This is a genomic window from Pseudomonas sp. CFBP 8772, from assembly GCF_014841665.1.
In the GTDB taxonomy this organism is placed as follows: Bacteria; Pseudomonadota; Gammaproteobacteria; order Pseudomonadales; family Pseudomonadaceae; genus Aquipseudomonas; species Aquipseudomonas graminis_B.
On sequence record NZ_JACYUI010000012.1, the window covers coordinates 1 to 24,731 of the forward strand.

A 24,731-nucleotide genomic window follows, 5' to 3' on the forward strand; every position below is an offset into this window, starting at 1 on the left:
ACAACCTGCTGTCAACTGCCTTTTTCACCGCTGTCGATTCAAGCATCTGAACCGAAGCACTCCTCGCTGCTTACTTCGTCCAACTCTTTGATTATCAAGGAGTTTTCCGTTTCGTCTGCGCCGGAAGTGGGGCGAATTATAGACAGATCCAGAGACGCGTCAAGCCCTTATTTGAACTTTATTCCGAACGAAGTGTAATCCGGCCGAACGCCTTCTTGCCGGCCTGACATACATGGGTCGCGCCCAGCCTGAATACAAACCCGCGATCCACAACTTCACCATCTATACGCACGCCGCCAGATGCCAACAGGTCGCGAGCGACCGCAGCGTTCTTAACCAGCCCCGCCTTATTAAGGACGGCAGCAATCGGCATGTCTTCGGCTGCAGCGACGTCGATCTCCGGGAGATCCTCCGGAAGCTCTCCATCCTTCATACGGTTTCCAGCAGAACGATGGGCAGAAGCCGCAGCTTCCTCACCATGGAAGCGCGCAACGATCTCTTCGGCCAGCTTGATCTTGATGTCACGTGGATTGGCGCCCGCTTCGCAATCCGCTTTAAAAGCAGCGATCTCTTCCATGGAGCGGAAGCTCAGCAGCTCAAAGTAACGCCACATCAGCGCATCAGGGATGGAGACGAGCTTGCTGTACATAATGCCGGGCGCTTCTTGGATACCTACGTAGTTACCCAACGACTTGGACATCTTCTTGACGCCGTCCAATCCTTCCAGCAATGGCATCGTCAGAACACACTGAGCCTCCTGACCATATGCACGCTGCAGCTCGCGCCCCATCAGCAAGTTGAATTTCTGATCGGTCCCGCCCAGCTCAACGTCGGCGCGCAAAGCAACCGAGTCGTAACCCTGGACCAGCGGATAAAGGAATTCGTGGATGGCGATGGACTGGTTCGACTTGTAACGCTTGTCGAAGTCATCACGCTCCAGCATGCGCGCTACGGTGTACTGGGAAGAGAGTCGGATGAAGTCTGCAGGACTGAGTTGATCCATCCAGGTGGAATTGAACGCCACCTCGGTTTTGGCCGGATCAAGAATCTTGAACACCTGAGCCTTGTAGGTCTCGGCGTAGTCGAGCACTTGCTCGCGGGTAAGCGGGGGACGGGTGGCACTCTTGCCACTCGGATCACCAATCATGCCGGTGAAGTCGCCGATCAGGAAAATCACCTGATGACCAAGATCCTGGAATTGACGCAACTTATTAATAAGCACCGTATGCCCGAGGTGAAGGTCGGGCGCGGTCGGATCAAAACCGGCCTTGATGCGAAGTGGCTGCCCACGCTTGAGCTTTGTGACCAGCTCGGCCTCGACCAGGAGTTCATCTGCACCACGCTTGATCAGCGCTAGCTGCTCTTCAACCGACTTCATAACCGCCCCGTAATGCCGTATTTCAAAGGGAAACAACCATACAAGATCAGCGCCCAAATACAAGTTCTGACAATAGGAGCGCGACGAATCGCGGAGCGAGCCGATCGCAAGCTTGCCTCAGGCGAGATTTGGTTATATTTTATACAGTTATTTCATCTTCATCATGTCATTCATCTTTTCCATTTCATCTTTTTCAAAGTCAAAATTACCTATGACCGACACTCCGCCTAAAGCGCCACCGCTTTATCCGAAGAGCCACCTGCTCGCAGCCAGCGGCATCGCCGCACTGCTTAGCCTGGCTCTCCTCGTATTCCCATCCAGCGACGTCGAAGCCAAACGAACCAACCTTGCTCTGGAACTGGACACACCTGCCGACCAGATCAAGCAAGAACAAGACGCTCAAGAACAGACTCAAGCCACAGAGGCACCCGTAGATTCTCCCTTCGCCCAGATCGAAGGTGATGCGGCTGAACCGGCTGATGCCGCGAAGACAGCAAGTGACACCAGGGCCGCCCCGAAAGAGGTTGCTACTGCCAAAGGCCCGACGCACCGGGAAGTGGTGGTCTCAAAGGGCGATACGCTGTCGACGTTGTTCAGCAAAGTCGGCCTGCCTGCGACGGCGGTGCACGACGTTATTGCCAGCGACAAACAAGCCAAGCAGTTCAGTCAGCTGAAAAATGGCCAGGTGCTACAATTCGAGCTCTCGCCTGAGGGCAATCTCAAGCAGTTGCACAGCAAGCTGAGCGAGACAGAAAGCATCAGTTTGTCTCGCACAGACAAGGGCTATACGTTTACCCGTGACGTGAGCAAACCTAATGTACGCACGGCCTATGTGCATGGCACGATCAACAACTCACTGTCGCAATCCGCCCAACGCGCAGGCCTCAGCCATACGATGACAATGGAGATGGCAAACATCTTCGGGTACGACGTCGACTTCACCCAGGATATCCGCAAGGGCGACGAATTCGATGTGATTTACGAGCAGAAGGTTGTCAACGGCAAGACGGTCAGTACAGGCAATATCCTTTCGGCTCGCTTCGTAAACCGTGGCAAAACCTACACCGCTGTGCGGTATACGAACAAACAGGGCAACACCAACTATTACACTGCGGACGGCAACAGCATGCGTAAGGCGTTCATCCGTACGCCGGTCGAATTCGCCCGCATCAGCTCACTGTTCTCATCCGGTCGCAAACACCCGATCCTGAACAAGATTCGCGCCCACCAAGGCATCGACTACGCTGCACCTCGTGGCACCCCAATCAAAGCCACTGGCGATGGCAAAGTCATCCTTGCCGGTCGGCGCGGCGGTTACGGCAACACTGTGATCATTCAGCACGGTGAAACCTACCGGACGCTGTACGGCCACATGCAGGGTTTTGCCAAGGGCATTCAGTCCGGATCCAGCGTCAAGCAGGGCCAGGTCATTGGCTATATTGGAACCACCGGCCTGTCCACGGGTCCTCATGTTCATTACGAGTTCCAGGTAAATGGCGTTCATGTCGACCCGCTGGGGCAGAAGCTGCCGATGGCTGATCCGATCGCCAAGTCCGAAAAACAGCGGTTCATGCAGGAGAGCCAACCTTTGATGGCTCGCATGGACCAGGAAAAGGCCACCATGCTGGCCTCGAGTAAGCGCTGACCCATGACTTTGTATGTAGGTGTAATGTCCGGAAGCAGTCTGGACGGACTCGACTTCGCGCTGGTAGAACAGGATGACCGACCACGTTTGCTCGGCACCTACTACATTCCCATGCCGGACGACCTTCGCGCCGAACTGCTGGGGCTCTGCGCCAGCGGCCCGGACGAGTTGGCCCGCGCCGGCATCGCCGAGCAGAAATGGGTTCGTCTCGCGGCTCAAGGCGTGCTGGCCCTGCTGGACCAGCAGAGCGTGTCAGCCGGTGAAATCCGCGCGATCGGCAGTCACGGTCAGACGATTCGTCATGAGCCGGCCCGCGGCTTCACCATCCAGATTGGCAACCCTGCCCTGCTCGCCGAGCTAACGGGCATCACCGTGGTCAGCGACTTCCGCAAGCGCGATATCGCCGCAGGTGGCCAGGGGGCGCCGCTGGTTCCCGCTTTCCATGAAGCGTTGTTCGACGATAACAAAGACTACCGCGCCGTGCTCAACGTCGGTGGTTTCAGCAACCTCAGCCTGATCGAAATCGACAAACCGGTTTCCGGCTTCGACTCAGGGCCAGGCAATGTGCTGCTGGACGCCTGGATTCAGGCACAGCGGGGCGTGAGCTATGACCGCGATGGCGCGTGGGGCGCGAGCGGGACAGTCAATGATGCGCTGCTGAAGTCCATGCTCAGTGATCAGTTCTTTCAAACGAAGGGGCCTAAGAGCACGGGTCGTGAAGTATTCAACCTTGGCTGGGTTCACCACCATCTGTTCCAGATGCCAACGCTGAGACCCGAAGATGTGCAAGCAACACTGCTCGAAGTCACCGCATTGAGCATTACCGAGTCCCTGCAATCGGCACAGGCGCAGACCAAAGAACTGCTGGTCTGCGGCGGCGGCGCTCACAACAAGGCGTTGATGGATCGGCTGGCGGCGCTACTGCCGGCAACAAAGGTTTCTAGCACTGCAGAGTTCGGCGTTGATCCTGATTGGGTCGAAGCGATGGCGTTTGCCTGGCTTGCCCATTGCGCGCTGGAGAGCGTACCCGCCAACCGTCCAAGCGTGACGGGGGCCAAAGGCCTGCGAGTGCTGGGCGCGATCTACCCGGCCTGACCCAACGCCCACCATGCAAAACGCCGCGCAAATGCGCGGCGTTTTTGTATGTATCGCCTGGATCAGATCGAGAACGAAGAGCCACAGCCACAGGTAGTCGCGGCATTGGGGTTCTTGATCACGAAGCGAGAGCCTTCAAGCCCCTCCTGATAATCCACCTCCGCACCTGCCAGGTACTGGAAGCTCATAGGGTCGACCACCAGACTGACGCCCTCGCGCTCGACGATGGTGTCATCATCGGCGACGTCTTCGTCAAAGGTGAAACCGTACTGGAAACCGGAACAACCGCCACCGGTCACGAAGACACGGAGCTTCAGGCGATCATTACCCTCTTCATCGACCAGAGTTTTCACCTTGTGCGCGGCACCGTGGGTGAATTCCAAAGCCACTGGGGTAAAGGATTCAACGCTCATGTTCAAAATCTCCCGGCGCTAAGCCGTCATAATGCGTAATGACGCGCATTATCCGCTTCTCCTAGAAAATTGGTCAACTATTGTGACGGCAGCCACAGGTCGCAAGCGACAAGCCGCAAAAAACAGCCGCTATCACCAGCGAGTTGAGACTTGCCGCTTGAGGCCTGAAGCCGCTATTACGGCAACATCCCCGCATGGGACAGGCCTAGGCGTTCATCAAGGCCAAACATGATGTTCATGTTCTGCACGGCCTGGCCCGAAGCGCCTTTGACCAGATTGTCGATGACCGACAGCACCACCACCAAATCCCCGTCCTGAGGCCGATGCACGGCCATGCGGCACACATTGGCGCCACGTACGCTCCGGGTTTCCGGATGGCTTCCGGCGGGCATCACGTCGACGAAAGGCTCATTGGCATAGCGCTTTTCGAACAACGCCTGCAGATCGACCGACTTGTCCACGACGGTTGCGTACAACGTGGCGTGAATCCCACGGATCATCGGCGTCAGGTGCGGCACGAACGTCAGCCCGATATCGCCACCTGCAGCACGGCGTAGCCCTTGAGTGATTTCGGGGAGATGGCGATGGCCTTTAACGGCATAGGCCTTGAAGCTCTCGCTGGTTTCGGAATACAGCGAGCCCACACTGGCGCCGCGACCTGCACCACTGACACCCGATTTGCAGTCCGCGATCAGGCGCAATGGATCAGCAAGGCCCGCTTCGAGCAGTGGCAGAAAACCCAACTGAGTGGCGGTCGGATAGCAGCCAGGCACTGCAATCAGGCGCGCGCCCTTGATGTGCTCGCGATTGACTTCCGGCAGGCCGTAAACCGCTTCGTCGAGCAATTCGGGCGCGCCGTGGGGCTGGTTGTACCACTTGGCCCACTCGACCGGGTCTTGCAGACGGAAGTCAGCGGAGAGGTCGATGACCTTGGTGCCCGCGGCGAGCAACTCGCCCGCCAGCGCATGTGCGACACCGTGGGGCGTGGCGAAGAACACCACATCGCACGCGCCCAGCACTTTGACGTCCGGTACGCTGAACGCCAGGCCGTCATAGTGACCACGCAGGTTGGGATACATGTCAGCGACAGGCAAACCTGCCTCGGAGCGCGAGGTGATCGCAACCACTTCAGCCTCTGGGTGTTGCGCCAGAAGACGCAGCAACTCGACGCCGGTGTAACCCGTACCGCCGACGATACCGACCTTGACCATAACCTGCCCCTCAACCAAACCAGTGGAAAGCCGCTGATCATATGGGTCGATTGCCGATGGGACAACCGCGAACGTGACGTACGGGCGCGGAAGCCACTACTATTTGGCACCGTGTCCCTGGAAACAAACCAAAATGCTCTATCTCTGGATTAAAGCGCTGCACATCATTGCAATGGTGTGCTGGTTCGCCGCCCTGTTCTATCTGCCGCGATTGTTCGTCTATCACGCCATGAGCGAAGACTCCGTAAGCCGCGAGCGTTTCTGCACCATGGAACGCAAGTTGTACCGCGGGATCATGATGCCCTCGATGATCGCTACCCTGGTATTCGGTATCTGGCTGATCGTTCTCGCACCGGGTTTCCTGCAGCAAGGCTGGTTGCATGCCAAGCTCACCCTCGTTGTCCTGTTGATTGGTTACCACCACGTGTGCGGCGCGCAGGTCAAACGCTTCGCGCGCGGCGAACCTGGTCGCAGCCATGTGTTCTATCGCTGGTTCAACGAGGTACCCGTGTTGATCTTGCTGGCGGTGGTCATTCTGGTCGTCGTCAAACCGTTCTGACGCGCATTGCTCATATCGTATGAACTAAAGACAAGGAAGCCAGCATGGCGGAGCACTTCAAGATCGTTTTCGAGGGACAGCTGCGAACAGGCGTTGAGCTGGAGACAGCGCGCCAGAACCTGGCGCAGCTGTTCAAGACTGAGGTGTCCGGCGTTGATCGTCTCTTCACCGGCAAACCCGTGACCATCAAGCGAAGCCTGACGCGGGACGACGCGCAGCGTTATCTCGCGGCGTTGAACGATGCAGGTGTCGAGGGCCGTATCGAGCCCGAGGAGCCCGTGTCATTGAGGCTTGAGGACGTGGTCGAAGATACTCCACAGCGTCCGGCTTTCGAACCTGCGGCCTCGCCCTACGCACCGCCGCGCACGCCGGCCGCACAAAACTGGCCCGCCGTAGGCGACTTGAAGGTGTTCTCCATTCGGGGGCGAATCGGCCGTCTGCGCTACCTGGCGTGGAGTCTGGCGCTGGTGGCCGTCGGCCTGCTGGTCGCTGCCGTGTGCGTCGGCGTTCTCAGCGTTTCGCTGGTGGCGGGCGGACTGCTCGGCACCGTTGCCCTCGTCGCGTTCGTGGTTGTCAGCATCCAGATCGGCGCCCAGCGGTTGCACGACGCCGGTTGGTCAGCCTGGTTGCTGTTGCTGAATCTGGTGCCGGTGGTGGGCAGCTTCTTTCCGATCCTGATGATGGCAGTCCCTGGCAACACGGGCCCGAATCGGTATGGTCCGCCGCCGCCCGGCAACACACCGCACGTCAAGGTCCTCGCCATTCTGTGGCTCGCGGTGCTGGCGCTGGCCCTAGTGGCCGGGATGATGGGTGGTCTGAACACTGTTCAGGAGCAGGTCGAAGCCACCACCAGCGAATACGAGCAAGCGCTGCCTTACGACGATGACGCGGAACAACCGGTCGTTCCCGTTGATCCTGTCGATAGTGGTGACTCGTCCGACAGCAACGACGACCAATAACTATCTGGCAGCAAGGACGCTGTCTCAATACAAGCTGCAAACACTGGAGAATTGCATGACCCGTTATGCCATGGTCACAGGTGCATCCAGCGGTATTGGCCTGGCGATGGCCGAAGCGCTCGCCCGCCGGGGTCGCAACCTTATTCTCGTGGCCAGGCACCGGGAGATGCTCGAGAGCATCGCCATCGAGTTCACCCAACGCTTTGGTGTCGAGGTGCTGTTCCGTGCCTGCGATCTGGGTGAGCCGCTGCGCCTCTCGGGCTTTCTGCTTGAACTCGAGGAAGGCTCGCGAAGCATCGACTTGCTGGTTAACTGCGCTGGCATCGGCAACAGCGGGCCCTTTCTCGCTCAAGAGTGGGCGCAAGAGCAGGACCTGCTCGACCTTAATGTGCTCGCGTTGACGCGTCTCTGTCACACGGTTGGCAACCTGATGGCGGTGCAAGGCGGCGGCCAGATACTCAACGTTGCGTCGATCATGGGCTTTCAGCCGGGACCATGGATGAGCACCTATGCGGCGAGCAAAGCGTACGTCCTGCATTTTTCCGAAGGGCTTCGCGAGGAGCTGCACAAGACCGGCGTGAAGATTTCGGTGTTGTGCCCCGGTCCGACGCGCACAGCGTTTTTCCGCACCGCACAACTGGATGCCGGCAAGTTTACGCACGACGACCACATGACCGCCGAGGAGGTCGCGCTGTACACGGTACGCGCGCTCGACAAGAACCGTGCGGTGATCATCCCGGGTTGGCGAAACAGGCTACTGACACGCCTGCCGCGCTTTGCCAGTCGCTGGATGACGCGAAAGCTCTGGGGCTCGATGCTCAAATCTCGTACGTCAGTCTGACGGGGCACATCGCAACAAACGTCTGGGCGTGAACCGGGACGCTCAGTACACTGCCTTCATCCCCCTCGAAACGGAGCAAGAAGGCTGTGGATACTTTGTTTACCAAGATCATCAATCGGGAAATCCCGGCGAAGATCATCTACGAAGATGATCAAGTGCTGGCCTTTCACGACATCGCCCCCCAGGCGCCTGTGCATTTTCTGGTTATCCCGAAGAAGCCGATTGCCACCCTCAACGACGTGACTGAAGACGATAAGAGCCTGCTGGGCCACATTCTGTTCACAGCCCAGCGCCTGGCAAAAGAACTGGGTTGCGAGGACGGCTTCCGCGTGGTCATGAACACCAACGAAAAAGGCGGTCAGACCGTCTATCACATCCACATGCACGTGCTGGGTCAGCGCCAGATGAACTGGCCGCCGGGCTGAGTCATCCTCTCCGGTCTTCGTCGACCTGCCGGATGCGCGCCAACGCCCCGGCGGGCTGACACCGGACAAGCCCGGTTACACCGTTTGAGGTAGACTGACCGCCGTGGATTTACCCGGAGGCGCCCATGGCTACCGAACGTCACTACTCCCCTATCGACCGTTTCCTGCTTCAAGCCGACGCAGCGATGAAGACGCTGCTGCCCGTCAGCGCGCACGCACATCGTCCTTCGCCTGCCATCGTTCAACCCGATGTCAAGATGAATGAGTCCGACACCCGGCATGTCGCAGGGCTCATGCGCATCAATCACACTGGCGAAGTCTGTGCTCAGGCGTTGTATCAGGGGCAGGCACTCACCGCGAAACTACCTCAGGTGCGCAAAGCCATGGAGCACGCCGCCGAGGAAGAAATCGACCATCTGGTGTGGTGCGAGCAACGCATTCATCAGTTGGGCAGTCATACCAGTGTGCTCAACCCATTGTTCTACGGTGCTTCGTTTGGCATCGGCGCAGTGGCTGGCTTGATCAGCGATCGAATCAGCCTGGGCTTCGTTGCCGCGACGGAAGATCAGGTGTGCAAACACTTGAATGAGCATTTGGAGCAATTGCCAGTCGAGGATGAGAAGTCGCGGGCGATTCTCGAACAGATGCGCGCCGACGAGGAGCATCACGCAGAAAGCGCGATCGAGGCAGGCGGTTTCCGCTTCCCGGCGCCGGTGAAGTTCGGCATGAGCCTGTTGGCAAAAATCATGACCAAAACCACCTACAGGATCTGATCGAATCTGCGGTCGGCCGGCCTTTATCAGCGAATAAAGCTGCCGCGAAAGACCGGAAACAAAAAAGGCGCCTTAACAGGCGCCTTTTTTTGTATCACTGAGACCTTAGACCGGCATGTTGCGGCCGTAGAAGATTTCAAGCATCTCGTGCTTCACGCGGCCGGTCACCTGCTCGCGCTGTTCAGCGGAGAGATTGCTGGTGGCGTCGCCGAACAGGTAGTTGTCCAGCTCGAACTGCTTGAGCAGCATTTTGGTGTGGAACAGGTTTTCCTGGTACACGTTCACGTCAGTCATCTGGTAGCTGTCGCGCGTGTCATCGGAAAGGTAATTCTGGATCGAGTTGATCTCGTGGTCGATGAAATGCTTCTTGCCTTCGACGTCACGGGTGAAGCCGCGCACGCGATAGTCGACGGTCACGATGTCGGACTCGAACTTGTGGATCAGGTAATTCAAAGCCTTCAACGGGGAAATCACGCCGCAGGTCGACACATCGATGTCCACACGGAACGTGGCGATGCCGTCAACGGGGTGGATTTCAGGGTAGGTGTGAACCGTAATGTGGCTCTTGTCCAGGTGCGCGAGAATGGTTTCCGGCAGCGGACCCGGCGATTCTTCGATCTGGCTGTCAGTCGGCGTGACCGGCTGCTCGGAGATCAGAATGGTCACACTGGCGCCTTGTGGATCGTAGTCCTGACGCGCGATGTTCAGGATGTTCGCGCCAATGATATCGACGACATCGGTGAGAATCCGCGTCAGGCGTTCGGCATCGTACACACTGTTGATGTACTCGACGTAGGCCTGCTGGTCCTGCGGGGTTTCCGCATAGCAGATGTCATAGATGTTGAAGCTCAAGGTCTTGGTCAGGTTATTGAACCCGTGGAGCTTGAGTTTGCTTTTCACCGTTAAAAACTCTCTATATGGGTGCGGCGCTGGCCGCGTGATCAAGCATGCCCGTCAACTGAGCCCGGCTCAGCTGCGTAGGACGGTTAACACCTCTTCGCGTTGGCGATTTTGGTTGTCTGGTCGGAGGCGAGCCGGCTACCCGGCGGTCGCGCCCTGAAAAAGGGGCGCATTATGCAGACGTCAGAAGTCGCATGCCATAGCCTGCACCGCTTTTGTGAAAATTGAGCGTTGCTCAACCCAGTTCGATGATCTCGTAGTCGTGGGTGATTTCGACGCCGGCATTACCCAGCATGATCGACGCCGAGCAGTATTTCTCGGCGGACAGCTCGATCGCACGTTTGACCTGCGTCTCTTTGAGGCCGCGCCCTTTAACCACGAAGTGCAAATGGATCTTGGTGAACACCTTGGGATCTTCGTTTGCGCGCTCGGCTTCCAGGAACGCCTCACAACTCTCGATGGGCTGACGGGCTTTCTTGAGAATGCTGACCACGTCGTAATTGCTGCAGCCACCCAGGCCAATCAGCACCATTTCCATCGGGCGAACACCCAGATTGCGACCGCCGCTTTCTGGCGGGCCATCCATCACAACCACATGGCCGCTGCCGGACTCACCGAGGAACATCGCCTCACCCGCCCATTGAATACGCGCTTTCATCACCGGACTCCAATGCTTGAAAAATGGCGGCCAGCTTAGCACAGGGCCCTGCCGTCGCTGAGTGGACGGGACATTCCCGGCAACGACCGAAATGTAGGAAGTGTCTGAAAAATTGGCTAATTGCCGCTGTTGAACTGCGTCAAATGGCAACTACTGCCGATACCTCTAAGAATGCCTAAGGGCGCAGTTTTTTACGGGATACAGCCATGCTCGCCGTGCAGCCTCCGAACAAGATGAAAATCGCCGACAAACTGCTGCCGCACGCCCAGCGGCGGCGATGCCTGGCGAAGACCAATATCCTCTGCGCAGGCGAGGAGTCGGATTCGCTGTACCTGCTCATCAAGGGCTCGGTGACGATCCTGATCGAAGACAACGAAGGTCGCGAGATGATCGTGGCCTATCTCAATACGGGGGACTTTTTTGGCGAATTGGGACTTTTCGAGCAGACGGCCGCCGGTGCCCACCGCAGCGCCTGGGTGCGCGCCAAAACCGAATGTGAAGTGGCCGAGATCAGCTACGCCAAGTTCCGCGAGCTCAGTCAGCAGGATCCCGAATTGATGTACGCCATCGGTGCGCAAATCGCCGAGCGTCTGCGCAACACCACCCGCAAGGTGGGCGATCTGGCGTTTCTGGACGTCACTGGCCGCGTTGCCCGCAGCCTGCTCGATCTGTGCAAGCAGCCTGACGCGATGACCCACCCCGATGGCATGCAGATCAAAATCACCCGCCAAGAGATTGGCCGTATCGTAGGGTGTTCGCGGGAGATGGTTGGTCGTGTGCTCAAATCGCTCGAAGAGCAAAACCTGGTGCATGTCCGGGGCAAAACCATGGTGGTTTTCGGCACCCGTTAACACACGGACCGGGGTATTGGCAGGTGAGTCAGATTCCGGCCAGCAGGCGTGTATAGCGTTCACTCAAACGGCCAAGAAAATCCGGCGCGTCGAACAGCTCATGCAGAGCGATATGGCTTTGCGCTTCGCACCGCGCATCGAGTTCACAGGTTTCATTGAAGCGATTGACTGCGTTGACCATCTCAACGCGCTCGTCATCCAGCAGCATCGCGGCATGGGCCAACACCACCGGCCGCTTGCCACCCTGACTCTGCCGCCAGCGCTGCGCAGTACCCACCATCTTGCGAGCGTTGAGGTTGACGTTGAAACGGCCATCGCAGAAGGCCCCTTCGACTTCGCCCAAGGATGCAGCGCCACCCAGCTCACTCAGCGTATCGAGGATCGGCTGACACAGGCGCATGTAGGCGTTCTCGATGCGGTCGCGATCCAGATCGGTGTCCGGCTGCACATACACAAGCGCCACGTTGACCGTCGAGGGCGATTGCGGCACGGGCTCGCCGCCACTTTCACGCAACAGCACAGGCCAGCCACTGTCGGCGAGCGTTTCGCTGGCTTCAGTGGCGCCAGGAAGACGGCTCAACCGCCTTGGCATGACCAGCGCGCGGTCGGTAGGCCGCCAGAACAGCAACCCGCTCTCGGCGTGCCCATCACACACTGACGCCAGCAGATCCTGCTCGGCCTTGAGGCCGGCTTCAACGCACGTTGCCAAGAGCTGAAGGGTCATGCTGCCTCCTGACGTGAGTGGCGACGGCTTTCTGGCCTACACCGGTGGATCAGTCCAAACCGCCGGACTTGATCGCGGTGCCTTTCTCCGGGAAGAACAGTCGCTGCAATTCCACACCCGGCTTCTCGGCGCGCATGAATGCCTCACCCACCAAGAAGGAATAAACGTCGTTGATCTCCATCAGCTCGACATCCGCGCGGTTGAGAATCCCGCTTTCCGTGATGACCAGGCGATCACGGGGGATGCGCGGCAGCAGATCGAGCGTGGTTTCCAGACTGACGTCGAACGTGTGCAGATTGCGGTTGTTGACGCCCACCAGCGGAGTGTCGAGGGTTTTCAATGCCCGCTCCAGCTCGTCGCCATCGTGGACTTCTACCAGCACATCCAGGCCGACACCTTTGGCGACTGAGGCCAGCTCGGCCATCTTCACATCATCCAGCGCCGAAACGATCAGCAGGATGCAGTCGGCCCCCAATGCCCGCGCTTCGACGATCTGATACGGGTCGATCATGAAGTCCTTGCGGATAACCGGCAGCGAACACGTCGCCCGGGCCTGCTTCAAATACTCATCAGCGCCCTGGAAGAAATCGACGTCGGTCAGCACAGAAAGACAGGTGGCCCCGCCTGCTTCGTAGCTAGTGGCAATCTCCGCAGGATGAAAGTTTTCGCGGATCACGCCCTTGCTCGGCGACGCCTTCTTGATCTCTGCAATGACGGCCGGCTGCTTGCGCTTGGCCTGGGCAATCATCGCGGCAGCAAAACCACGCGGTGCATCGGCTGCTTTCGCCAGAGTTTCCAATTCGGCGAGGCTGACACTGGCACGGCGCGCAGCGACTTCCTCGACCTTTCGGGCCAGAATCTTTTCCAAAACCGTCGGCACACTCATTCTTCATTCTCCTGCTTGAATACCGCGGTAAAGGCACCCAGTTCTTCCAGCTTTTCGCGGGCCAGGCCCGTGTGTAATGCGTCGTGGGCCAACGCCACGCCTTCTTTCAATGACGAAGCATGATCAGCCGCGTAAAGCGCGGCGCCGGCGTTCAGCACGATCATTTCGGCGGCTTTCTGGCCGTGCTCGGACTTGCGCCGACCCAGCGCGTCACGAATCAATTCCAGCGACTGCGCCGGGCTGTCGACCACCAGACCGAACAGGCTCTGGCTTTTCATGCCCAGATCTTCCGGCTGTACCCAGTATTCGGTCACTTCGCCGTTCTTCAGTTCCGCGACAAAGGTCGGCGCGGCGATGCTGAATTCGTCCAGGCCATCCTGGGAATGCACCACCAGAACGTGTTTGCTGCCCATGCGCAGCAGCACCTCGGCCAATGGCCGGCACAGCGCCTGACTGAATACGCCGACCACCTGGTGCTTGACGCCCGCCGGGTTAGTCAATGGACCGAGCATGTTGAACAGTGTGCGCAGGCCCAGTTCCTTGCGTGGCCCTGCGGCGTGTTTCATCGCGCCGTGGTGGGTTTGCGCGAACATAAAACCGATGCCGACGCTGTCAATGCAGCGCGCCACTTGCACCGGGGTCAGGTTCAGGTAGACGCCTGCGGCTTCCAGCAGATCGGCGCTGCCACTCTTGCCGGAGACCGCGCGATTGCCGTGCTTGGCGACTGTGCAACCGGCCGCCGCGATCACGAACGAGGCAGCGGTCGAGACATTGAATATGTTGGCACCATCGCCACCGGTACCGACGATGTCGACCACGCCGTCGAGGGTTTTGAGTTGAACCTGATCCGCCAGCTCACGCATGACCGACACTGCACCAACGATCTCGTCAATGCTTTCGCTTTTCATGCGCATGCCCATCAGAAATGCGCCGATCTGCGCCTGGGTGCACTGGCCTGTCATGATTTCGCGCATGACCTCGCGCATTTCATCGGTGCTCAGGTCCAGTTGATTCACAACCCGGCCCAGCGCCGTTTTGATATCCATTGCCATGTCGATGTGTCCTTAACCCTGACGGGTGCCGCCGGTCTGCTTGAGGAAGTTGGCGAACAGCTCGTGGCCCTGCTCGGAAAGAATCGACTCAGGGTGAAACTGTACGCCCTCGACGTTAAGGGTTTTGTGACGCAGGCCCATGATTTCATCAACGGACCCATCTTCGCGCTGGGTCCAGGCGGTCAACTCCAGGCACTCCGGGAGTGTTTCGCGCTTGACCACCAGCGAGTGATAGCGGGTCACGGTCAGCGGATGCTTGAGGCCTTCGAACACGCCTTTGTCTTCGTGGATCAGCTCGCTGGTCTTGCCGTGCATGACCTGGCGCGCACGCACCACGTCGCCGCCAAACGCCTGGCCAATCGACTGATGACCCAGGCAGACGCCGAGCACGGGCAGCTTGCCAGCGAAGTGTTTGATCACGTCGATGGACACACCTGCTTCGTTCGGCGTGCACGGGCCGGGGGAAACGACGATACGTTCGGGGTTCAGGGCTTCGATTTCGGCGATGGTCATTTCGTCGTTGCGAATCACTTTGACGTCGGCACCCAGCTCGCCCAGGTACTGCACGACGTTGTAGGTGAAGGAGTCGTAGTTATCGATCATCAGCAGCATGGTGCTCAACCTTTTGAATGACTGACTTTTAACGTGGCCTTCCGTTTTCTGACCGCAGTTGCGCGCAGAGGGTCGCGGGAGGGATTCCGGCGAGTCACTGCAAAACCGAGGCATCAGAAGGCATATCAATGCAGATCCGGCGGAGCCGGCGGGGGAAATAGTCAGGCGCGCCAACGCCAACGGGCGTGGCCCTTGATAACGCGCATCAAGAAGCTGCTGACAATCGACACAGGAAAGGTCTCGTTCATACGTTGCCGCACAGTAGCGTACCGCCGCAGGGCGCGCAATATCGCAGTGCCCGGATGGCGCGGGGCAGCGGCCGATTGGCAGGATTTGAATGCCCGCAAGGTGCAGATCGCAGCCTGAAGGCCGGTACAGAATATTTGCCGTGAATGCCACGGCATCGTGGGCGATTTGTGTCGCGGCTGCTACCTTCTCGTACAGCACTAAAACAATAAGGGATGCCCCCATGATCAAAGCCACACTGCGCTGGCCGTTCGCGGCTTGCCTGCTCTCGCTCGCCTGTTCCTCGGCCCTGGCCGCCTCCTCCCCCTATTCAACGATGATCGTGTTTGGCGACAGCCTCGCCGACGCCGGGCAGTTTCCCGATGCCGGCGGACCACCCGGCGCCACCTTGCGTTTCACTAACCGCACCGGCCCGACATACCTGAACGGCAGCGGCGAGGCATTCGGTCTGAACTCATCGACGCTGCTGGGCGAAATGCTTGGCGTGGCGCCCGGGGATTTGCAGGCATCGACCTCCCCCGTCCGCGCGGCGCAAGGGTTGCCGGATGGCAACAACTGGGCTGTGGGTGGCGACCGGACCGATCAGATTCTCGCGGCGATCACCACCCAATCTCAGATTGCCAATACTGACGCCTCGACCGGCGTGACAACGGTGTTCCGGACGCGACCCGGTTATCTGGTTGAAAACAGCTCGCGGGCTGACCCCAACGCCCTTTACTACCTGACCGGGGGCGGCAATGACTTCCTTCAGGGCCGGGTGCTGAGTGCGGGACAGGCCGTCAATGCGGCGAACAACCTGGCGAACGGCGCACAAATCCTGTCCCAGAGCGGCGCGCGTTACATCATGGTCTGGCTGCTGCCTGACATCGGCCGCACACCCGCTGTATTCGGCACGCCATTGCAGGGGCCATCGTCGTTGCTGAGCGGGGTGTTCAACCAGCAGTTGGTCAATCGGCTGGGGCAAATCGATGCCGAGGTCATTCCGCTCAATGTGCCGGGGCTCATACGTGATGTCCTGACCGACCCGGCGCGCTACGGGCTGGCGGCCGATCAGAACCTGGTCGGCACCTGTTTCAACGGCAACAACTGCACCGCCAACAGCGTTTACGGGATTGGCGGCCTGACGCCTGATCCGACCAAACTGCTGTTCAACGACGGCGTGCACCCGACCGTCGCGGGTCAGCGTCTGATCGCCGACTACGGGTATTCGATTCTGTCCGCACCGTGGGAAATCACGCTGCTGCCGGAAATGGCCAACGGAACGTTGCGCGCGCAGCAGGATGAACTGCGCAGTCAGTGGCTGGCGGATTGGGGCAATTGGCAGAACGTCGGTGAATGGCGCGCCATCGTCGCCGGTGGCGGTCAGAAACTGGATTTCGACGCGCAAGGCAATTCCGCCAGCGGCGACGGTCACGGCTACAACCTCACGGTGGGCGGCAGCTATCGCTTCGCTGAAGACTGGAGAGCCGGGCTGGTTGCAGGTGCTTACCGGCAAACACTCGAAGCCGGCGCCAAGGATTCGGACTACAAACTCAACAGCTATATCGCGACCGCATTCGTGCAGTATCAGGCGCAGCACTGGTGGGCAGAACTGGCGGCCTCAGGCGGAAAACTCGACTACGACAACCTCAAGCGCAAGTTCGCGCTGGGCATCAGCGAAGGCGCGGAGAAAGGCGACACCGACGGCGACCTGTGGGCGGTCAGTGGGCGCGTGGGCTTCGACCTGGCCGAACAGAGCAGTCGCTGGCATTTCTCGCCGTTCATCAGCGCCGACTATTCCCACGTCAACGTCGATGGCTACTCGGAGGACAGTGCTCGCGCGACCGCACTCAACTACGACGACCAGACGCGCAAGTCAAAGCGGCTAGGCGCGGGGCTTCAAGGGAAGTTGGACGTCACGCCGCAGACCCAGGTGTTTGGCGAAGTGGCCCATGAGCGTGAGTTCGAGACTGACCAGCAGGACGTGACCATCGCGCTGAACAGCGTGCCCGGCCTGGATTTTGATCTGAAGGGCTATGACCCGCAGCGCAGTTTAAATCGCGCAAGCGTGGGCCTGAGCCAGAAGCTGGCGCCCGACCTCACACTGCGTGCCGGCTATAACTGGCGCAAGAATGATGACGTGACCCAGCAAGGGGTGAATCTGGCGGTGAGTCTGGATTTCTGAAGCTACCAGGCATGTGGGAGCGACCGGGGTGGCGCTCCCACAGGGACGTCTAAATCTTCAAGCCTCTGGCGTCTGCTGCGCCAGCGCCACGGCGCGGAACATCGCGCGGCGCTTGTTGAGGGTTTCTTCCCACTCCAGCGCCGGCACAGAATCCGCGACAATGCCGCCACCAGCCTGCACATGCAGCTCGCCGTTCTTGATCACCGCGGTACGAATAGCGATCGCGGTGTCCATGTTGCCGTTCCAGGCAAAGTAGCCCACTGCGCCGCCGTACACACCGCGCTTGACCGGTTCCAGCTCGTCGATGATTTCCATCGCACGAATCTTCGGCGCGCCCGACAAGGTTCCCGCCGGCAGGATGGCCCGCAGCGCATCCATCGCCGTCAGGCCACTCTTCAGCTGGCCGGTGACGTTCGACACGATGTGCATGACGTTTGAATAACGCTCGATGACCATCTTCTCGGTGAGCTTCACCGAACCGACTTCCGAAACCCGCCCGGTGTCGTTGCGTCCCAGATCGATGAGCATCAGGTGCTCGGCGATCTCTTTGTCGTCAGACAGCAAATCGACTTCCAGCGCGTAGTCTTCTTCCTCGGTGGCGCCGCGAGGACGCGTCCCGGCAATCGGGCGTACGGTGATCAAGTTGTCTTCGACCCGTACCAGCACTTCCGGCGAACTGCCGACGACGTGGAAGTCGCCGAAGTTGAAGAAGTACATGTAGGGCGTCGGATTGAAACACCGCAACGCGCGGTACAGGTCGATCGGTGCGGCCTTGAAGTCGATGGACATGCGCTGCGACGGCACGACCTGCATGCAGTCGCCCGCGAGGATGTATTCCTTGATCGTGTCGACGGCTTTTTCATAATCCGACTGGGTGAAGCTTGAACGGAACACCGGGTCCGCCGCCTGCGGACGGGTCAGGTCCAGACCACGGCGGGGCGTGATCGGCTGACGCAGTTTCTCCATCAACGCTTCGAGTCGCGCCAGGCCACCTTCATAGGCTTCAGGCTGAGCCGGATCGACCAGCACGATCGCGTGCATCTTGCCGGCCAGGTTATCGAACACCACGACGGCATCCGACACCATCAACAGAATATCCGGCACGCCCAGTGGATCAGGATTCGGGCATGCGCCCAGGCGCGGCTCTACATAACGCACGCAGTCATAACCGAAATACCCCACCAGACCGCCGTTGAAGCGTGGCAGACCGGCGATGGTCGGGACGTTGTAGCGGGCCTTGAAGGTCTCGACGAAGTCCAGCGGGTCTTCAGCTTCCAGGCGCTCGATCTCAACACCGTCGTGGGTCACGCTGACGGTGTGGTCGTGCACACGCATGACCGTGCGGCACGGCAGTCCGATGATCGAGTAACGCCCCCACTTCTCCCCGCCCTGCACGGACTCAAGCAGGTAGGAATTGGGCTCGTCAGCAAGCTTCAGATAGATGGACAGCGGCGTGTCGAAGTCAGCCAGGGTTTCGTAGGCAAGGGGAATGCGGTTGTAGCCTTCAGCGGCCAAACGCAGGAATTCTTCGCGGGTCATATCAGCCTCGTGGTCTGAGGTAAAACGGTCAGGGATGCAAACGCGCCGGGGCTCCGGCCAGGTTCAAGTCAGGCGCGCCAACGCCAGCGGGCCAGGGCCTTGATGACTTTCATCCAGAGTTTGCGAGTGACCACCACGATGGATTCTCTAAAGGAGGGGGCTTTGATGTCGGGCAACGTTATCTCAGCGCCCTGCGCTAAGCAACCGGCAGAACTGCCCGGAATCAGCATGCGCAAGTCATCGATCACCAGCGCCGGTGACTCTTCTGCGATAGGACGGCCGTGGTTGTAGCCGTAACTCAATGCCACACAGGCGACACCCGCCGCTTTGGCCGCCAGCACGTCGTTGCGCGAGTCACCCACGAACAGCGACTGAGACCCCGGTATACCGGCCATTTTCATGACAAAAAACAGCGCGGCCGGGTCGGGCTTCTGCTGCGGCAGCGTGTCGCCGCCGACGATCCAGCGAAAGAACCGCCCGAGCTTGAGGTCATCCAGCAAGGGGGCAACGAAGCGTTCCGGCTTGTTGGTGATCAGCGCCATCTCGACGCCCATCTTCTGCAGCCATTTCAGGGTTTCGCGCACGCCGGGGTAGACCTTGGTCAGGGCATGGCTGCCGCTATAGGCCTCCATGAAAATCGCCAGCGCAGCCTCGGTGGACTCTTCGTCCACGGCGGTGTGATCCATGCCGTTCGCCAAGGCGCGGCGAACCAGCACGCGTACGCCGTTGCCGATCCAGTCACGTACCCGTTCGATGCCCGCCGGCGGCCGGCCGAGCTGGATCAGGGTCTTGTCCACCGCTGCAGCCAGATCCGGCACCGAGTCGATCAGTGTGCCGTCGAGGTCGAACATGATCAGCCTGGGCAGACGTCCCGGAAACAGCTGTTCGAAGCCGCTGGTCAACGGGCCAACGCCAGTTCTGCGTGCATCTTCGCAATGACTTCGCGGTAATCAGGCGCATTGAAAATGGCCGAGCCCGCGACGAAGGTGTCAGCACCGGCTGCGGCAATCTCACGGATGTTGTTGACGTTGACGCCGCCGTCGATCTCCAGACGGATGTCGCGACCGGACGCATCGATCAGCGCACGAGCCTCGCGCAGCTTGTTGAGCGTGCCGGGGATAAATTTCTGACCACCGAAGCCCGGGTTGACGCTCATGAGCAGGATCATGTCGACCTTGTCCATGACGTACTCAAGCAGGTTCAGCGGGGTCGCCGGGTTGAACACCAGACCTGCCTTACAGCCGCCTTCGCGGATCAGTTGCAGGGAGCGATCAATGTGCTGGGTCGCTTCCGGGTGGAAGGTGATGTAAGTGGCGCCGGCTTCGATGAAGTCGCCGATGATGCGATCCACCGGGCTGACCATCAGATGGACATCGATGGGGGCGGTGATGCCGTATTTGCGCAACGCCGCGCAGACCATCGGTCCGATCGTCAGGTTGGGGACGTAGTGGTTGTCCATGACGTCGAAGTGGACGATGTCGGCGCCAGCGGCCAGGACGTTGTCGACTTCCTCTCCCAGGCGGGCGAAATCGGCGGACAGAATGGAAGGAGCAATAGCGAAGGGCTGCATGACGCACCTTTTATGAGCGAAATCACGGTGGCGCGCATTGTACTCCAAGAGTTTGAAACGTGCGTTGGGTCGCAAGTGAGTCAGTCAAGGGACGTGAGCTGTGGCCATAAACATACGCGCCGCGCCGCGCAGGCGGCACGTCATTGCGTCAGCCTGATCAATACGCCGCATGGTAGATTTTCTCGATGTCGGCGGCGGTCAGCTTCCGTGGATTGTTGCGCATCAGGCGTTCGATCCTGCTGGCCTCCTCGGCCATCGCGGGAATGGCGTCTTCGGGCACGTTGAAGCTACGCAGCCCGGACGGGATTTCCACCGCGGCGCACAAGTCGGCCATTGCTTTGACTGCCAGGTCTGCGGCGTCCCTGTCGCTCAAGTGCGCGACGCGGACGCCCATCGCATCGGCGATGTCGCGCATCCGTTCGACGCAGGCCAGCTTGTTCCACTCCATCACATACGGCAGCAACAGCGCGTTGCTCACGCCATGAGCGATGTTGAACCGCCCTCCCAATGGATACGCCAACGCATGGACTGCGCCAACCCCGGCATTGCCGAACGCCATGCCGGCCATGAGGCTGGCGGTGGCCATGTCTTCTCGCGCCTGCAAATTCGAAGGATTGGCGTAGGCCTTGGGCAGCGCCTTGACGATCAGTTTGATGGCGCCCAAGGCGATGGCGTCGGTGATCGGCGAGGCATTGACTGAAAGGTATGACTCGATGGCATGCACCAGCGCATCGACTCCGCTGGCTGCCGTGACACTGCGCGGACAGGTCAGGGTCATCAACGGGCTGACCAGCGCGACGTCGGGCAACAGGTAATCGCTGACGATGCCTTTTTTCAGCTGTGCCTGCTTGTCTGAAAAGATCGCCACGTTGGTGACTTCCGAACCGGTGCCTGCGGTGGTCGGGATGGCAATCAGCGGGGGGCCTTTGCGCTTGACCAGATCAACGCCGAACAACTCGGCCAGAGGCCCTTCGTGACTCGCGAACGCGGCGACGCCTTTGGCGATGTCGATGGCACTGCCGCCGCCCACACCGATCAGGCCGTCGTGACCGCCCTCTCGGTAGGCCCGGGTGCAGTCCTCGACGATAGAGATTTCGGGCTCGGGTTTGACCTGATCAAACAGGCCATAACGACGGCCGCCCAATTGCGCCAGCGCGAGGTCGACCGTTCCGGACTTAACCAGTATCGCGTCGGTGACGATGAGCGGGTTTTGAACGTTGAGCCGGGTCAGCTCGGCGGACAACTGCTCAATCGCGGCGGGGCCGGTGATCAGTTTGTTGGCGATCTTGAAAGCAGAAACACTCATCGGGCTCGTCCTTTATGTTGCTGTTGGAGCCGTGGCTCTTTTACAAGGCAGGATTGGCATGCGCTGAGTGAAACATAGACCGGATCGTGCGGGGCGTCAGTTTTGTGGTGCGGGAAGATCCCTCGGTGTGCGCTATCAATCTGCGGTGTGGCACCTGACGTCTTCCCGGCTAAAGCCAGTCCTACAAAGAGCAGGCGGTGTGTCAGCAACAATCATTGGACGCACGCGGTGTGTCAGCAACACTCACTGGGTGCACGCGCTGCATGTGTAGGACCGGCTTCAGCCGGGAAGAGGCCTTTGAGTGCGCTATTAATCTGCGGTGTGCCACCTGACGTCTTCCCGGCTAAAGCCGGTCCCACAAAGAGCAGGCGGTGTGTCAGCAATAATCATTGGACGCACGCGGTGTGTCAGCAACACTCACTGGGTGCACGCACTGCATGTGTAGGACCGGCTTCAGCCGGGAAGAGGCCTGCGTGGACACCGTCCATTTTGCAGTGTGCCGCAGGCCGCTTTCCCGGCTAAAGCCAGTCCCACAAAGAGCAGGCGGTGTGTCAGCAACAATCATTGGACGCACGCGGTGTGTCAGCAACACTCACTGGATGAACGCGCTGCATGTGTAGGACCGGCTTCAGCCGGGAAGAGGCCCTTGGGTGCGCTATCAATTTTGCGGTGTGGCACCTGGCGCCTTCCCGGCTAAAGCCGGTCCTACCATTCTCGTTTCAGCCAGTTCCTCCGGTGGGCTTTGATTACTCCACCGCCGTGCGCAGTTTCTCGCTCCGGCCGCGCAGCCATTCGAGCACCAGCAGGAGCACCACGGAGAATCCGATGAGCAGGGTTGCCGCGGCTGCGATGGTCGGGCTGAGGTTTTCGCGGATGCCGCTGAACATCTGCCGGGGCAAGGTCGCCTGGCCTGGACCGGCGAGGAACAGCGTGACAACCACTTCATCGAACGAGGTCGCGAAGGCAAACAGCGCCCCGGAGATCACCCCCGGCGCAATCAGCGGCAGGGTCACGCGCCGGAACGCCGTCGTTGGCGAAGCGCCCAGACTCGCCGCTGCACGCACCAGGTTGTAATTGAAGCCCTGCAACGTGGCAGACACGGTGATGATCACAAACGGCACACCCAATACGGCGTGCACCAGGATCAGCGAGATGTAGCTATTGCCCAGACCCAGCGGGGCAAAAAACAGATAACTCGCCACCCCGACAATCACCACCGGAACCACCATCGGCGAAATCACCAGCGCCATCACCAGCGCCTTGCCAGGGAAGTTACTGCGCGTCAGTCCGATGGCCGCCAACGTCCCGAAACCCATCGCCAGCACCGTGGCAGCCGGAGCGACAATCAGGCTGTTTTTCAGCGCGCGCATCCACTCGGCCGAGCCGAAAAAGTCCTGATACCAGTGCAGCGAAAAGCCCTGCAGCGGGTAGACCAGAAAACTCCCGGAGTTGAACGACAGCGGCACGATCACCAGCACCGGCAGCACCAGAAACAACAAAATCAACCCGCATAACGTGCGCAGCGTGTAATGCCAGACCCGCTCGATCGGCGAGGAATAAGGGCTCAACATGGTCGTTCTCCTCAGCTCAGACGCAGGCGGCTGGCGCCGACCAGCCAGTTGTAGATCAGGTACAGCACAACGGTCGCCAGCAGCAGCAACCCGCCCAGCGCCGTCGCCATGCCCCAGTTGATGCTGGTATTGGTGTAGAACGCCACGAAATAACTGACCATCTGATCGTTCGGGCTGCCGAGCAGCGCCGGGGTGATGTAGTAGCCGATGGCAAGGATGAACACCAACAGACAGCCCGCGCCCACACCGGCGTAGGTCTGCGGGAAGTACACGCGCCAGAAACTGGCGAACGGGTTGCAGCCCAGGGAGATCGCCGCGCGCATGTAGGTCGGCGAGATGCCTTTCATCACGCTGTAGATAGGCAGGATCATGAACGGCAGCATGATGTGCACCATCGAGATGTAAACGCCGACCCGGTTGAACACCAGTTCCAGCGGTTTATCGATGATGCCCATGGCCATCAGCGCGCCATTGATCAGGCCGCTCGATTGCAGCAACACGATCCAGGCTGCGACTCGCACCAGGATCGACGTCCAGAACGGCAGCAGGACCAGAATCATCAACAGGTTGCTCTGCCGCGCAGGCAGATTGGCCAACAGGTACGCCAGCGGGTAGGCCAGCAGCAGGCAGATCACGGTGATCACCAGGCCCATCCAGAAGGTGCGGGCAAAGATGTCGATGTAAATCGCCTGATCGGGTGTGGCCGGTGCCAGTTCACCGAGGTCATCGATGCGGTGGTCGACAGCGGCCAGCAGATAATAAGGGGTGAAACTTGAGGTGTTGCGGCGGATCGCCTGCCAATACGCGGGATCGCCCCAGCGTTCATCGATGGCTTCCAGGGCCTCTTTATAAGAAGCCGGCTCTTCCTTGAATGGCATGGCGCGGGCCGTTTTCGCCAACAGGCTGCGGTAGCCCGCCAGCTCTTGGTTCAAGCGTTTGGACAGATCGCCCAGGGTCTGATTCTTGCGCGCTTCGGCCAGGTCCTGGCTCGCGGCTTTGTAGACCGCGTCAGGCGGCAGCCCCTTGCCGTCCCATTTCGCCACTTCCACCACCGTGAGCGGCATGCCACCCACCACTTCCGGGTTACTGACGCTTTTGTAGAGCAGCGCCGCAATCGGCACGAGAAACACCAGCAGCAGGAAGATCACCAATGGCGCGATCAACGCCTGAGCCTTCCAGCGATTGACGCGCTCGGCACGGGCCAGGCGTTGCTTCAGGGTCGGGCTGGCGCCTTCAGTCAGGGGCACGGCGGTGGCCATAGTGAACTCCGAAATCTCTCAACAAAGAGCGCGTCCCCTGCTCTGCTTTCAGACAGTTCAGACGACGCACCCGGATCTAACTCACAACCAAGTG

General features: G+C 59.7%; 24 protein-coding genes and 2 pseudogenes. 11 read left to right on the top strand and 15 right to left on the bottom strand.

Annotated elements, in window-relative coordinates; genetic code table 11:
* Positions 1 to 198, top strand: a 198-nt coding sequence (locus IFT99_RS26145) for a hypothetical protein (protein WP_206758800.1), incomplete at its 5' end; no start/stop codon positions are given.
* Here IFT99_RS26145 and tyrS read toward each other — a convergent pair.
* Positions 179 to 1,378, bottom strand: a complete 1,200-nt coding sequence (gene tyrS / locus IFT99_RS20960; RefSeq protein ID WP_192134846.1) for a tyrosine--tRNA ligase — start codon at positions 1,376 to 1,378, stop codon at positions 179 to 181. The two genes, IFT99_RS26145 and tyrS, sit on opposite strands and share 20 nt — an antisense overlap.
* Before the next feature lie 211 nt (positions 1,379 to 1,589).
* On the opposite strand from tyrS, the pseudogene IFT99_RS26965 reads away from it, so the two are divergent.
* The 3 genes and pseudogenes from IFT99_RS26965 to IFT99_RS20970 form a co-directional block, all read left to right on the top strand.
* Positions 1,590 to 1,836 (top strand): annotated as a pseudogene (locus tag IFT99_RS26965) (peptidase M23); the annotation flags it as partial.
* 74 nt (positions 1,837 to 1,910) lie between these two features.
* Positions 1,911 to 3,023 (top strand): annotated as a pseudogene (locus IFT99_RS20965) (peptidoglycan DD-metalloendopeptidase family protein); the annotation flags it as partial.
* 3 nt (positions 3,024 to 3,026) lie between these two features.
* A complete protein-coding gene (locus IFT99_RS20970) occupies positions 3,027 to 4,118 on the top strand; it encodes an anhydro-N-acetylmuramic acid kinase (RefSeq protein WP_065991367.1) in 1,092 nt (363 codons plus the stop codon).
* A 62-nt stretch (positions 4,119 to 4,180) separates the two neighbouring features.
* Here IFT99_RS20970 and erpA read toward each other — a convergent pair whose 3' ends face one another.
* Complete coding sequence (gene erpA / locus IFT99_RS20975) at positions 4,181 to 4,531, bottom strand: iron-sulfur cluster insertion protein ErpA (protein ID WP_065991366.1); 351 nt, start codon at positions 4,529 to 4,531, stop codon at positions 4,181 to 4,183.
* A 176-nt stretch (positions 4,532 to 4,707) separates the two neighbouring features.
* Positions 4,708 to 5,742: an N-acetyl-gamma-glutamyl-phosphate reductase gene (gene argC, locus IFT99_RS20980; RefSeq protein ID WP_192134848.1), complete on the bottom strand. Its 1,035-nt coding sequence runs from the start codon at positions 5,740 to 5,742 to the stop codon at positions 4,708 to 4,710.
* Positions 5,743 to 5,875: 133 nt separating this feature from the next.
* On the opposite strand from argC, the gene hemJ reads away from it, so the two are divergent.
* The 5 genes from hemJ (at position 5,876) to coq7 (ending at position 9,299) form a co-directional block, all read left to right on the top strand.
* The gene (hemJ, locus tag IFT99_RS20985; protein ID WP_065991364.1) at positions 5,876 to 6,301 is read left to right on the top strand and encodes a protoporphyrinogen oxidase HemJ; all 426 of its coding nucleotides are present in this window, start codon (positions 5,876 to 5,878) and stop codon (positions 6,299 to 6,301) included.
* A 44-nt stretch (positions 6,302 to 6,345) separates the two neighbouring features.
* Positions 6,346 to 7,260 carry a DUF805 domain-containing protein gene (locus tag IFT99_RS20990; protein ID WP_192134849.1) on the top strand — a complete coding sequence of 305 codons (915 nt, stop codon included), beginning with the start codon at positions 6,346 to 6,348 and terminating at the stop codon, positions 7,258 to 7,260.
* 55 nt (positions 7,261 to 7,315) lie between these two features.
* Positions 7,316 to 8,101 carry an SDR family NAD(P)-dependent oxidoreductase gene (locus tag IFT99_RS20995; RefSeq protein ID WP_065991362.1) on the top strand — a complete coding sequence of 262 codons (786 nt, stop codon included), beginning with the start codon at positions 7,316 to 7,318 and terminating at the stop codon, positions 8,099 to 8,101.
* 86 nt (positions 8,102 to 8,187) lie between these two features.
* Positions 8,188 to 8,526: an HIT domain-containing protein gene (locus tag IFT99_RS21000; protein WP_192134851.1), complete on the top strand. Its 339-nt coding sequence runs from the start codon at positions 8,188 to 8,190 to the stop codon at positions 8,524 to 8,526.
* Between the two features lie 125 nt (positions 8,527 to 8,651).
* Positions 8,652 to 9,299 (top strand): 2-polyprenyl-3-methyl-6-methoxy-1,4-benzoquinone monooxygenase, encoded by a 648-nt coding sequence (gene coq7, locus IFT99_RS21005; RefSeq protein WP_065991360.1) that lies wholly within the window; start codon positions 8,652 to 8,654, stop codon positions 9,297 to 9,299.
* Between the two features lie 105 nt (positions 9,300 to 9,404).
* Here coq7 and speD read toward each other — a convergent pair whose 3' ends face one another.
* Positions 9,405 to 10,199 (bottom strand): adenosylmethionine decarboxylase, encoded by a 795-nt coding sequence (gene speD, locus IFT99_RS21010; RefSeq protein ID WP_037019204.1) that lies wholly within the window; start codon positions 10,197 to 10,199, stop codon positions 9,405 to 9,407.
* A 235-nt stretch (positions 10,200 to 10,434) separates the two neighbouring features.
* Positions 10,435 to 10,857 carry an OsmC family protein gene (locus tag IFT99_RS21015; protein WP_037019202.1) on the bottom strand — a complete coding sequence of 141 codons (423 nt, stop codon included), beginning with the start codon at positions 10,855 to 10,857 and terminating at the stop codon, positions 10,435 to 10,437.
* Positions 10,858 to 11,063: 206 nt separating this feature from the next.
* On the opposite strand from IFT99_RS21015, the gene crp reads away from it, so the two are divergent.
* Complete coding sequence (crp, locus tag IFT99_RS21020; protein WP_065991358.1) at positions 11,064 to 11,708, top strand: cAMP-activated global transcriptional regulator CRP; 645 nt, start codon at positions 11,064 to 11,066, stop codon at positions 11,706 to 11,708.
* A 28-nt stretch (positions 11,709 to 11,736) separates the two neighbouring features.
* Here the strand turns inward: crp and IFT99_RS21025 are convergent, their stop codons facing one another.
* From IFT99_RS21025 to IFT99_RS21040, 4 genes are read right to left on the bottom strand one after another with little or no spacing between them, the layout of a single operon-like run.
* Positions 11,737 to 12,432: a lipoate--protein ligase family protein gene (locus tag IFT99_RS21025; RefSeq protein WP_192134853.1), complete on the bottom strand. Its 696-nt coding sequence runs from the start codon at positions 12,430 to 12,432 to the stop codon at positions 11,737 to 11,739.
* 49 nt (positions 12,433 to 12,481) lie between these two features.
* Positions 12,482 to 13,318 (bottom strand): indole-3-glycerol phosphate synthase TrpC, encoded by an 837-nt coding sequence (gene trpC, locus IFT99_RS21030; RefSeq protein WP_065991356.1) that lies wholly within the window; start codon positions 13,316 to 13,318, stop codon positions 12,482 to 12,484.
* Complete coding sequence (gene trpD / locus IFT99_RS21035) at positions 13,315 to 14,364, bottom strand: anthranilate phosphoribosyltransferase (RefSeq protein ID WP_192135072.1); 1,050 nt, start codon at positions 14,362 to 14,364, stop codon at positions 13,315 to 13,317. The genes trpC and trpD overlap by 4 nt, the downstream gene beginning before the upstream one ends.
* A gap of 18 nt (positions 14,365 to 14,382) precedes the next feature.
* Positions 14,383 to 14,982 (bottom strand): aminodeoxychorismate/anthranilate synthase component II, encoded by a 600-nt coding sequence (locus IFT99_RS21040; protein ID WP_065991355.1) that lies wholly within the window; start codon positions 14,980 to 14,982, stop codon positions 14,383 to 14,385.
* Positions 14,983 to 15,451: 469 nt separating this feature from the next.
* Here IFT99_RS21040 and estP point away from each other — a divergent pair, with 469 nt between their 5' ends.
* On the top strand, positions 15,452 to 17,392 hold the full coding sequence (estP, locus tag IFT99_RS21045; protein WP_192134861.1) for an esterase EstP: 1,941 nt from the start codon (positions 15,452 to 15,454) through the stop codon (positions 17,390 to 17,392).
* A gap of 57 nt (positions 17,393 to 17,449) precedes the next feature.
* Here the strand turns inward: estP and trpE are convergent, their stop codons facing one another.
* From trpE to IFT99_RS21075, 6 genes are all read right to left on the bottom strand, one after another.
* Entirely contained in the window at positions 17,450 to 18,931 is a 1,482-nt protein-coding gene (gene trpE, locus IFT99_RS21050; RefSeq protein ID WP_192134863.1) for an anthranilate synthase component I, read from the bottom strand.
* Between the two features lie 68 nt (positions 18,932 to 18,999).
* On the bottom strand, positions 19,000 to 19,782 hold the full coding sequence (locus IFT99_RS21055) for a phosphoglycolate phosphatase (protein WP_192135074.1): 783 nt from the start codon (positions 19,780 to 19,782) through the stop codon (positions 19,000 to 19,002).
* Positions 19,783 to 19,829: 47 nt separating this feature from the next.
* Entirely contained in the window at positions 19,830 to 20,501 is a 672-nt protein-coding gene (gene rpe, locus IFT99_RS21060) for a ribulose-phosphate 3-epimerase (RefSeq protein WP_192134865.1), read from the bottom strand.
* 157 nt (positions 20,502 to 20,658) lie between these two features.
* On the bottom strand, positions 20,659 to 21,807 hold the full coding sequence (locus tag IFT99_RS21065; protein WP_192134867.1) for an iron-containing alcohol dehydrogenase: 1,149 nt from the start codon (positions 21,805 to 21,807) through the stop codon (positions 20,659 to 20,661).
* A gap of 746 nt (positions 21,808 to 22,553) precedes the next feature.
* Entirely contained in the window at positions 22,554 to 23,378 is an 825-nt protein-coding gene (locus tag IFT99_RS21070) for an ABC transporter permease (protein WP_065991348.1), read from the bottom strand.
* An 11-nt stretch (positions 23,379 to 23,389) separates the two neighbouring features.
* Positions 23,390 to 24,637: an ABC transporter permease gene (locus tag IFT99_RS21075; RefSeq protein WP_192134869.1), complete on the bottom strand. Its 1,248-nt coding sequence runs from the start codon at positions 24,635 to 24,637 to the stop codon at positions 23,390 to 23,392.
* Between the last annotated feature and the right edge of the window lie 94 nt (positions 24,638 to 24,731).